Annotated in this window: 9 protein-coding genes; 4 read left to right on the top strand and 5 right to left on the bottom strand. The window is 69.6% G+C overall.

What is annotated here, in order from left to right; genetic code table 11:
* The coding region (locus tag C666_RS17205) for a family 2A encapsulin nanocompartment cargo protein cysteine desulfurase (RefSeq protein WP_004344964.1) at positions 1-1,626 on the top strand (1,626 nt) is incomplete at its 5' end.
* A 69-nt stretch (positions 1,627-1,695) separates the two neighbouring features.
* Here C666_RS17205 and C666_RS17210 read toward each other — a convergent pair.
* From C666_RS17210 to C666_RS17230, 5 genes are all read right to left on the bottom strand, one after another.
* On the bottom strand, positions 1,696-3,762 hold the full coding sequence (locus C666_RS17210) for an EAL domain-containing protein (protein WP_004344966.1): 2,067 nt from the start codon (positions 3,760-3,762) through the stop codon (positions 1,696-1,698).
* A gap of 113 nt (positions 3,763-3,875) precedes the next feature.
* Positions 3,876-4,400 carry a hypothetical protein gene (locus C666_RS17215; protein WP_154666139.1) on the bottom strand — a complete coding sequence of 175 codons (525 nt, stop codon included), beginning with the start codon at positions 4,398-4,400 and terminating at the stop codon, positions 3,876-3,878.
* A 191-nt stretch (positions 4,401-4,591) separates the two neighbouring features.
* Positions 4,592-4,891: a DUF2325 domain-containing protein gene (locus C666_RS17220; protein WP_028792046.1), complete on the bottom strand. Its 300-nt coding sequence runs from the start codon at positions 4,889-4,891 to the stop codon at positions 4,592-4,594.
* Positions 4,892-5,114: 223 nt separating this feature from the next.
* A complete protein-coding gene (locus C666_RS17225) occupies positions 5,115-6,212 on the bottom strand; it encodes a cytochrome-c peroxidase (protein WP_004344972.1) in 1,098 nt (365 codons plus the stop codon).
* Positions 6,212-7,150 (bottom strand): transporter substrate-binding domain-containing protein, encoded by a 939-nt coding sequence (locus C666_RS17230; protein ID WP_004344974.1) that lies wholly within the window; start codon positions 7,148-7,150, stop codon positions 6,212-6,214. Before C666_RS17230 ends, C666_RS17225 begins: the two co-directional genes overlap by 1 nt.
* Positions 7,151-7,362: 212 nt before the next feature.
* Here C666_RS17230 and C666_RS17235 point away from each other — a divergent pair, with 212 nt between their 5' ends.
* The 3 genes from C666_RS17235 (at position 7,363) to C666_RS17245 (ending at position 10,188) form a co-directional block, all read left to right on the top strand.
* Entirely contained in the window at positions 7,363-8,448 is a 1,086-nt protein-coding gene (locus C666_RS17235) for an ABC transporter substrate-binding protein (protein WP_154666149.1), read from the top strand.
* Positions 8,449-8,499: 51 nt separating this feature from the next.
* Positions 8,500-9,339 carry an ABC transporter permease gene (locus C666_RS17240; RefSeq protein ID WP_004344979.1) on the top strand — a complete coding sequence of 280 codons (840 nt, stop codon included), beginning with the start codon at positions 8,500-8,502 and terminating at the stop codon, positions 9,337-9,339.
* 66 nt (positions 9,340-9,405) lie between these two features.
* Positions 9,406-10,188, top strand: a complete 783-nt coding sequence (locus C666_RS17245) for an ABC transporter ATP-binding protein (protein ID WP_004344983.1) — start codon at positions 9,406-9,408, stop codon at positions 10,186-10,188.
* Positions 10,189-10,302 lie beyond the last annotated feature (114 nt).

The raw sequence follows: 10,302 nt of genomic DNA on the forward strand, positions 1-10,302 counted from the left end.
CCGGGCGCCGCGCCGGACGAAGCCGTCGATGCGGCGCCGGCCGCGGGCCGGGCCGCCAACCCCGTGCTCGGCGTGCCCGAAGCCTACGCGGCGGCACTGCCGGTGGTCGCGCCGCCGCAAGCGCCGAACGTGCCCGGAACGCCGTCCTCGCCGTATTACTTCCTCGGCGAGGCCAGCGCCTACCCGTCGGCGCCCGAGGCCGGCGGCAAGGTCCGGGAAGACCGCGTCACGGCGCGCTCGTTCGGGCTTCCGGGCGACGCGGAGCTGGGCAGCCTGCTCGACGGCATCGACGGCGGGCAGCGCAGCGCCAGCCCGCCGCCGGCCGCCGCCCCGGCGTTCTACTTCCTCGATCCGGTGGCGGAGCAGCCCGCGCCGGCGGTGGCGCAGGGCGCGCACCCGCCGTTCGACGTCCACGCGGTGCGCAGGGACTTCCCCATCCTGCAGGAGCGCGTCAACGGCCGGCAGCTGATCTGGCTCGACAACGCCGCGACCACGCACAAGCCGCGCGCCGTCATCGACCGCCTGGCGTACTTCTACGAGCACGAGAACTCCAACATCCACCGCGCGGCGCACGAACTGGCCGCGCGCGCGACCGACGCCTACGAAGGCGCGCGCGACAAGGTGGCGCGCTTCCTCGGCGCGGGTTCGGCGGAGGAGATCATCTTCGTGCGCGGCGCCACCGAGGGCATCAACCTGATCGCCAAGACCTGGGGCGCGCAGCATGTCGGCGAGGGCGACGAGATCATCGTGTCGCACCTCGAGCACCACGCCAACATCGTGCCCTGGCAGCAGCTCGCCGCAGCCAAGGGCGCGAAGCTGCGCGTGATCCCGGTGGACGACAGCGGCCAGGTGCTGCTCGACGAGTACGGCAAGCTGCTCAACGCGCGCACCCGCATCGTCGCCGTGACGCAGGTGTCGAACGCGCTCGGCACCGTGGTGCCGGTGAAGGAGATCGTCGCCATGGCCCATGCGGCCGGCGCCAAGGCGCTGGTCGACGGCGCGCAGTCGGTGTCGCACATGCGGGTGAACGTGCAGGACATCGACGCCGACTTCTTCGTGTTCTCGGGCCACAAGGTGTTCGCACCGACCGGCATCGGCGCGGTGTATGGCAAGCGCGAGATCCTGGAGGACATGCCACCCTGGCAGGGCGGCGGCAACATGATCGCCGACGTCACCTTCGAGAAGACGATCTACCACGGCCCGCCGACGCGCTTCGAGGCCGGCACCGGCAACATCGCCGACGCCGTCGGCCTGGGCGCGGCGCTCGACTACGTCGAGCGCATCGGCATGGAGAACATCGCGCGCTACGAGCACGACCTGCTCGCCTACGCGACGCACGGCCTGCTCACCATCCCCGGCATCCGCCTGATCGGCACCGCCAGGGACAAGGCCAGCGTGCTGTCCTTCGTGCTGAACGGCTACACCACCGAGGAAGTGGGCCGCGCGCTCAACGAGGAAGGCATCGCCGTGCGCTCGGGCCACCACTGCGCCCAGCCCATCCTGCGCCGCTTCGGCCTGGAAGCCACGGTGCGGCCCTCGCTGGCGTTCTACAACACCTGCGACGAAGTCGACACCCTGGTCGCGGTGCTGCTGCGGCTGGCTTCAGGCAGGAAGTCCTCGCGCTGAACCGCACTACGCCCGGCGTCTCGCCGGGCGGCGGAGGGAAAAGAGCCATGGCGCGATCCATGGCTCTTTTCATGTACGCGCCACGATCTCGGCCGCCGCCGCCACCGTGCTGCCGCCGTGGCGGGTGGACACGAAACCGGCGAAGGCCTCGGGGCCGAGCGCCGCGCTGAAGACCCAGCCCTGCACGGTGACATCCTCGCGCGCGGGAACCCGCTCGAGCTGGGCAGGCGTTTCCACGCCCTCGACGACGACGCCGAGCTCCAGGCTGGCGGCGAGCGCGAACAGGCCGCCGAACACCCGCTGCCCCTTTCCGTTCTCGAGCGCCAGCACGAAGCTGCGGTCGATCTTGATCGCATCGATCGGATACAGGTGCAGGTAGCAGAGCGACGAATAGTCGGTGCCGAAGTCATCCACGTAAATCCGCGCGCCGGCCGAACGCAACTGCTCCAGCGACCCGCGGACCGTTTCCACGTCGCGCGCGAGCGAACCTTCCGTGATCTCGACGTTGATGCCCCACCCCACCTGCTTGATAGTGTCGACGAGATGGCCCACCGCCTTGCGGTCGCTCAGGCTCTCGGCGCTGAGATTGACCGTGATCGGGACCTCGATGCCCGCTTCGCGCCAGGCGAGCGCCTGCTTGCAGGCCGTCTCCACCACCCACCGGTCGATTTCGCGCATCAGGCCGGCCTGCTCCAGCCAGGGCAGGAAGGCGGCGGGGCCGGTGACGCTGCCATCGGGATTGCGGATCCGCATCAGCGCCTCGCAGCCGGTGATACGCCCGCTGGCCGGATGCAGCTGCGGTTGGTAATGCAGGATGAACTCCTGCGAACTCAGGCCCTGCAGCCGGCGCGTGAGCTGCCGCCTGGCCTCGTCCTTGTGCAGGTGGCTGCCCACCGGGTCGTCGAGCAGGATCGCCGCTTCCTCCTCGTATTGCACGAAGCGGGTATCGAAACACGGGAAATGGATCACGCTGGCCCGCCCGGGGCGTTCCGCCATCCGCACGAAAGGCAGGTAGATGAGTACGCCGGCGGCCACGCACGCAAGCTGCAGGACGATGCCGCCGGCCCCGCCGGCCGCCAGCCAGGCGTTTAGGATCACCGGACTGTTGAAGGGGATGGCCGCCCCCGACGGCGCAAGCAGGCCCAGCGCGATCGCCAGCTGGGCAAGCCCGAGGTTGGCCAGCGGCGCCAGCCAGAACGGAATCAGCAGGCGCGGGTTGAGGATGATCGGCAGGCCGAACAGCAGCAGTTCGTTGACGTTGAACAAGGCCGGCGGCAGCGCGGCGAGGCCGACGATGCGCGAGCGGCGGCTGGTGCCCGCCAGCGCCAGCGCGATCGCCAGGGCCAGGGTGCCGCCCGATCCGCCGACGAAGACGAAGGCGCCGAGCATCGAGGTGACACTGCCCGCAGCGGAGAACTGCGCCTCCATCGCCTCCAGCAGCGGCGCCAGGGCGTGGTAGCCATGGATGCCGACCGACCACAGACAGGAGTTCAACAGCACGTACAGCGCCTCGGCCTCACCCTTGCCGAGGCCCGCCAGCACGTAGCCGGGCACGGGCTGGAACGAGGCCGGCCACAGCCCGCGCAGCAGACCGAGCCCGCCGGCCAGCACCAGCCCGGCGAGAATGCCCGGCACGATCAGGTTGAGCGCGGCCTTGACGTTCTGCCCGGCCACGTCGCTGGTGATCAGGCGGGTCCAGCGCCGGCCGTACAGATGGGCCACGAGCGGCACCCCCGCGAAGGGCAGGCCGATGCTGACGATGTACGACAAGGCATGGGCAGCGCTGCTGGAAAGGAAATCGAGGCTGCCCAGGACCAGCGTGACGTAGCCGATGTTGAGCAGCACGAGCGTGGGCCGGGGAAGATGCCAGCGGATCGCCAGCATCGCGCTGACGGCGACCGTGAGGCAAAGCGGCAGCACCTGCCCCAGGGCACGATTGACCGCCGCCAGTTCCTCCCGCCATGCCGGCGCGATGGCAAGCAGATCGAGCACCGCGGCCAGCAGCGCGGCGACGCTCGACACCATGAGCAGCGGCACGACCCACACCATGGCGTCACGGATGACGCGCAGGTTGATCGTGAGCAGTTCGGCAAGCGGCGCGAGCCGGGCCCGCAGCGGGGCGCGCCTGTCATTCATCGCTGGATCCTCGGAGCGTGCGTGGCAGCCCCGATCCCGTCGATCCGGCCCCCGCGCCCCGAGCATGCACCGGGGAAGCCCTGATTACCATAGGGTCATCGGGCATCCGCCGCTCAGGCATCGCCGAGATCGAATTCGCCCCCTCTTGCAGAGAACACGTCCCGGCCGTCCGGCGCACGGATGGCGATCACGGTCAGTACCGGCGGGGTGTGCGGCAGGTCGGCCTCGAGCTGCTGCTGCACGGGTGGAAACAGGCGCTCCCACAACGTGATCGACTCGTTGACCGCGCCCGGCAGGGCCAGGACGCTGGCGAGCGCGACCGCCGTCGCCGGCTCCGCCAGCGCGGATGCGGCCCGGCGCTTCAACCGGACCAGGATCTTCCAGTCGAAGATGACGCTCCCCCGCCGCACCCCCAGCGCGACGAACTCCAGATCGTAGAGCAGCGCCAGCGCCGGCTGCTGGCGCCTGAACTCCCGGGCGAGCAGATAACGGAAACCGCCCGATGCGACCACGGCGTCGCCCCAGTCGTCGCCCGGCACATGGAGCTCGGCCTCGATCACGGCCAGGATCGGCGCCAACGTCGGTGAATCCGCCTGGACGGCGCCGGAAGCCGGCCCGCCGGACTGTGATGTAGCCATGGTGTTCTCCAATATGCCGAAACACGCGCTCGCGCATCAACCGGGGGCCCGCGGCCGGCCGGCGGAAATCCGCCGCTCACGCTCGCCACGCCTCCGCCCGGCAATCATAGAACACCGGCGCGCGCGCCAGGTGGGTCGGCTTCCGGCGGGCCAGTTCGGTGGCATCCAGTCGACCTGCCCGGCGCCAGCCCTCAATGATCGCGGATCCGCGCCCTGGACAGCTTGTCGCGCAGATCCACCACCGAATGCCGGCAGAACACGACCGGCAGGCCCCTGCTCGTCGCCTGGCGCTTGATGCTGTACAGCAGGTCGTGGCTGACCCGGTTGCACAGCACCACGACGACGCGGGTGTCGATCGGAATCGGCTTGCGGTTCTCATGCACATGGCGGCCGGACCAGTGTTCGGCGCAGGTGATGCCGAGATGTTCGGACTGGAAGAGTTCGTTCCTGATCGCGTCCACCCGATCAGCACCCACCACAAGTGCTCTCATCTTTTCTCTCCGCGAAATCCGGGGTATTCGGCGCATGCCAGTCGGGCCGGGGCGAATTCGATGCCGGACAACTGCCCGCAATTCCGTCCGGATTCCCGCCTTTATCACGGGATTCGGGATTTCCATCCGCTGCATGCCATGGAGAAAAAGATACGCAACAAGAATCGGACGGCGAACGAAGTTAATCGGATTTGTATTTTCCGATTTCGCCCGGCCGTTTTCGTCATAAGGTTTTCAGAAATGCCAGCAGTGCGGACTTTTCCGCCGCCGTCAATCCCAGCGGGCGCAATTGCGGCGATTTGCGCGCGGCCGCCGCATACAGGGGATGGGCGGCCTCGGCCGCGCCGCGCGCCCAGGTTTCGCCGCCGCCGCGGTCGTACAGGTTGATGACGCCCTCCAGCGTCCGGAACAGGCCGTTGTGCATGTACGGGGCGCTGCCGGCGACGTGGCGCAGGCTCGCGGTACGGAAAGCGCCGACGTCCCCGGGGCGGCCTGTCACACGGTAGCGGCCGAGGTCTTGCGAAGGTTCGCCGAAGAACGATATGCCCAGGTTGTGAAAGCGCCCGTCCGCCAGCAGTGGGCCGAAATGGCAGTTGGCGCAGCGCGCCTTGGTGCGGAACAGATGCAGCCCCTCGATCTCGAGATCGGACAACTGGCCGTGGTCGCCGGCCAGGAAGCGGTCGAAGCGGCTCGGCCTGTCCAGCGTGCGCAGGAACGCGGCAAGGGCATCGCCCAGCGCCGCCGCGCTGACCCCGCCGTCGCCGTAATGCGCGTGGAACCGGGCCCTCAGGTCCGCATCGCCGCGGATGCGCGCAAGCACCGGGCCGAGGCCTGCGTTGCCCATTTCGTGCGCCAGCGTCAGCGGGGCGAGGGCTTGCGCCGCCAGTTCGGCACCGCCGCCGTCCCAGCCGAGGAAGGGCTGCCGGGCAACGGCGTGCAGTGCGGGGGGATTGCGCTTTCCGCGGCGCCCTTCATGCCCCACCGCCACCGCCGCCGGAATGCTCCAGCCGTGGTCCGGATGGTGGCAGCCGGCGCAGGCCGGCGCGCCGTCGGCGGCCAGGCGGGGGTCACCGAACAATTGCCCGCCGAGCGCGGCCTTGCCGGCTTCGTCCGCGTCGGCGCCCTGGCCGGCGGGCGGCATCGCGGCCAGCTCGGCGAAGGCCACGCCCTCGTCGATCCACGGCGCGGGCCAATGCTCGGGCGGCTGCCGATAGGCCGCCCCCAGCGGCAACACCGTCTCCGCGCCCCCGCGCACGGGCAGGGCCGGCAGCAGCAGAACGGCCAGCCAGCCCGCTGCCAGCAAGGAAGCGGGGACCGCCATCAGTGGCAGTCCGGCCCGATCTGGTCGAAGAAGACCTCGAAGGCGACGTTGGCCGCCCATTTGTCGATGCGCTGGCGCCAGCCGGCGGGGCGGTCGAGCGCCTTCAGCGCGGCGCGCAGCGCCGCTTCGAGCGCGGGGCTGCCAGGCTTCAGCGCAAGCTGCAGCGGCAGCGGTTCGCGCGCGCCGAGCGTCGCCGAGAACTTCTTCCACTCCGCCTTGCCGCCCAGCGCATCGAGCAGCGCGGCATCGTGCACCGAGCCGTCGCACAGCCCCGTGCGCATCGCGATCAGCGCCTGGGCGGGCGCCTCGAACGCATGCGCCTGCGCGCCGAGCGCGCGCGCCAGCGCATGCGCCGCGGCATTGGCTCCGGTCACGCACAGCGTCCGCCCCTCGAACTGGCTCCATCGCCTGATCGCGCTATCCGAGCGCATGAGCACGTTCAGGCCGGAGGCGAAGCCGGTGTCGAGCACCGTCACCCCCGCCTGCGGCAGCGATGGCGGCAGCCCCTTGGCGAGCAGCACATCGACCTCGCCTCCGCTGATCGCGGTCTGCGCCTGCGCGGACGACAGCGGGACCAGTTCGGCGTCCACGCCCAGGCGGCGCGCGATCTCCTCGGCGAAGCCGACCTGGAGGCCGTCGGCCGTGTAGTCGCGCGTGTCGCTGGTCGGCCGCGCGCTGCCGACCAGCCCGACCCTCAGGCTGGCGCCGGCAGACAGGACGGCGGCCTCGGCATGGCCGGTGGACGCCGCCGCCCGTCCGGCCACGCCGAAATAGCCCCCCGCCAGCCCGCCAGCGACGGCCGCGAGCATCGCGATGGCCAGCGCCGCCCGTTGCCAGCGGGAGCGGCGCCGGGCGGCATCGACCCGCTCCGCCCGGCGCCCGCCGGCCGGCGGCAAGGGCGAGGGATCGTCCTCATCGAAATGGAAATGAAAAAGCATTGCACCCCCTTGAATAAGGGCGATCCGTGAACAAGGACTCAAACGCTAGCATCGCCGCCATTCCTCCGGAATAAGAAATTCGAAAATCCTTATCTGTAAACAATCGTTCCCTGTCCAATGCCACGCCAATAGACTTTTCCTCTGTCCTGGAATGGACGGAATCCATTCTTGAATCGTTTTCTCGAACGACCCCGCGGAGATAAGAAATGAAAATGTCCAACCAACGCAAAGGAATCGCCGGCAGGCGCAATATCGCCACCGCGGTGCTGGCCGGCGCCATGCTGCTGCCGCTCGCCCCGGCCACGGCCGCCAGCGAGGCGCTGCCCGCGATCAATCTGCAGTTGTCGCCATGGTCGGTGATCGCCCGCGACAAGGGCTTCTTCAAGGAAGAGTTCGACAAGATCGGCACGACGCGGGTGAACCTGATCGCCTCCGGCGCGGCCGACCTGCTCGGCGCCGAGGCCGCCGCGGTCAATAACGGCGCGATCGCCATCGCCCAGCGCATGATCTACCCGGCCACGGTGCACCGCGCCAACGGGCTCGACGGCGTCGTGGTCTGGGCCTCGGAGCCCTCCAACCGCTACCGGGCGCCGATCCTGACGCGCGCCGACGACGACAGCATCAAGACGGTGGCCGACCTCGACGGCAAGAAGTTCGGCAGCAGCCGCATCAGCTGCTACTGGTCCTCGCCCTTCGAGCAACTGAACAAGGCCGGCCTGCCGCTCGACTCGCGCGAGAAGCAGGGGCGCGTGCGCTACGAGTCGATCGACAACGGCGTAGTGGCGATCTCGGCCGTGCTGTCGGGCGCGACCGACGCCACCACCGCGCACCTGGCGGCGACGCAATTCACCGGCGCCTGGCTGTCGGGCAAGCTCAAGGTCATCGGCCAGTCGCCGGACGACGGCGTATACGTCAACCACGCCGGCCGCGTCACCTATTTCGCCCGCCGCGAATTCGTCAACAAATATCCAGAGGTGGTGAAGGCCTTCCTCGCGGCACGCGAACGCACGCTGGCATGGACGCTCGACAACGTCGACGAAGCCGCCAAGATCGTGGCGCGGGAAACCCGCGTGCCGGTCGAGGTCGCCAAGTTCCAGATCACCCACGCCGGGCAGTGGGAATTCATGGCCGGCGAACCGAACGCCGAGCGCGCCCGCAACGCGATCAAGACCTTCCAGGAATGGCACATCGCCAACGGCGACGACATCCTGTCGGAGCGCAGGCTCAGCGAGGCGCAGATCAACGCCTTCATCGACGAGCGCTTCTTCGTCGGCGGCCAGTACTCGATCTATCGATAAGCCCCGCGGGCGGGCCGCCGCGCCCGCCGCAACCGACCTCAGGTAACCATCATGAGCACAGCAGAAGCCATCGACGGCGGGGTTGCCGTCGGCAGCGCCGGCCGCGCGCGCCTTTCGCGCGTCCACGCCTTCCTCGCCCGGCGCGACCCCATCGGCCTGATCCTTCCGGCGCTGATCCTGGCCGTGTGGCAGGTGTCCTCTTCGCGCGGCTGGGTCGACCCCGTGTTCCTGCCCGAACCGCGCGTCGTCGCGGCAGCGTTCTGGAAGATGCTGACGGAGCAGAACCTGGCCCAGGACTTCGTCGCCAGCGTCACCATCGTCGGCCAGGCCTTCATCTACGGCGCGCTCGCCGCGGTCGTCCTCGGCATCGCCGCCGGGCTGTCGCGGCGCGTCGAGCGCTTCTTCGGGCCGACCTTCGACACCATCCGCCACATTCCCGGCATCGCCTGGCTGCCGCTGATCGTGCTGTGGCTGGGCCTGGGCGCACCGGCGAAGATCCTCGTCATCGCCAAGTCGGTGTTCTTCCCGGTGTTCCTCAACACGCTGCAGGGCATCCGCAACGTGGACAAGGCGCACATCGAACTGGCGCAGGCGTTGACCCTGACCCGCTGGCAGCTGGTGCGCAAGGTGGTCATCCCCTCGGCCATCCCCAACGTCATGGTGTCGCTGCGCTACGCCGCCGGCCTGGCCTGGGCCCTGGTGGTGGTCGCCGAGGGGCTGAGCGGGCTCGAAGGCCTGGGCTTCCTGATCTTCCGCGCCCAGGGCCTGCTGCTGACCGACCAGTTGCTGGTGTGCATGGTGATCATCGGCCTCGTCGGCTTCCTCATCGACCGCAGCATGTACCAACTGCAGCGCCGCGTCCTGCGCTGGAAGCAGGGCTTCGAAGGCTGACGCCCGTGGTGGTGGCGCCGCGCGCCGCCCCCCGCCAACCGACAACCCACATCGGGAGAAAACGCCATGGCCGAGCCTTCGCGCCTGGACATCCGCAACGTTTCGAAGCACTACGTCGTCAACGGCCAGCAGCGGCTGGACGTGCTGTCCGCCATCGACCTGAGCGTCGAGCCCGGCGCCTTCGTGTCCATCGTCGGCCCGAGCGGCTGCGGCAAATCGACCCTGCTGCGCCTGATCGCGGGCCTGGACGGCGACTATCGCGGCGACATCCTGCTGCACGGCGAACGCGTCGCCGGCACCAGCCTGTCGCGCGGCATCGTGTTCCAGGACCACCGCCTGCTGCCCTGGCTGACGCTGGAAGACAACATCGCCCTGAGCCTGGAGAACGCGGGCTGGAACAAGGCGAAACGCGCCGAGGCGATCCGTTCGCACATCGCCCTGGTCGGCCTGACCGGGTTCGAGAAGGCCTATCCGCACCAGTTGTCGGGCGGCATGGCGCAGCGCGGCGCGATCGCGCGCGGGCTGGTCGGCCAGCCCGAAATCCTGCTGCTGGACGAACCGCTGGGCGCGCTCGACGCGCTCACCCGCCTGCGCCTGCAGGAAGAGCTGCAGCGCATCTGGCGGGTCGAAGGCGTGACCATGATCCTGGTGACCCACGACGTGGATGAAGCAATCTTCCTCAGCGACAAGGTCGTCGTCATGAACGCCGGCCCGGGGCGCATCGTGCGCGAGTTCGACGTCGGCATCCCCCGTCCGCGCGAACGCAGCGGCCTTGCCTTCGGCGAACTGAAGGGCGAGATCCTGGCGGCGATGGGCGACAGCATCCACGCCGAGGCGCTGGCCGCATGAGCGCCGTCGCCCGGCCGCGCGAAAGCGGCGCGCTCCGCCCGTGGGGAGATGATCGCACCGGCGGCCGGAGGGCGCTCCAGTGAGCGGCGCCCGCCACCGCCGGGGCCGCCAGCG

It is taken from the genome of Thauera linaloolentis 47Lol = DSM 12138, from assembly GCF_000310205.1.
GTDB lineage: Bacteria > Pseudomonadota > Gammaproteobacteria > Burkholderiales > Rhodocyclaceae > Thauera > Thauera linaloolentis.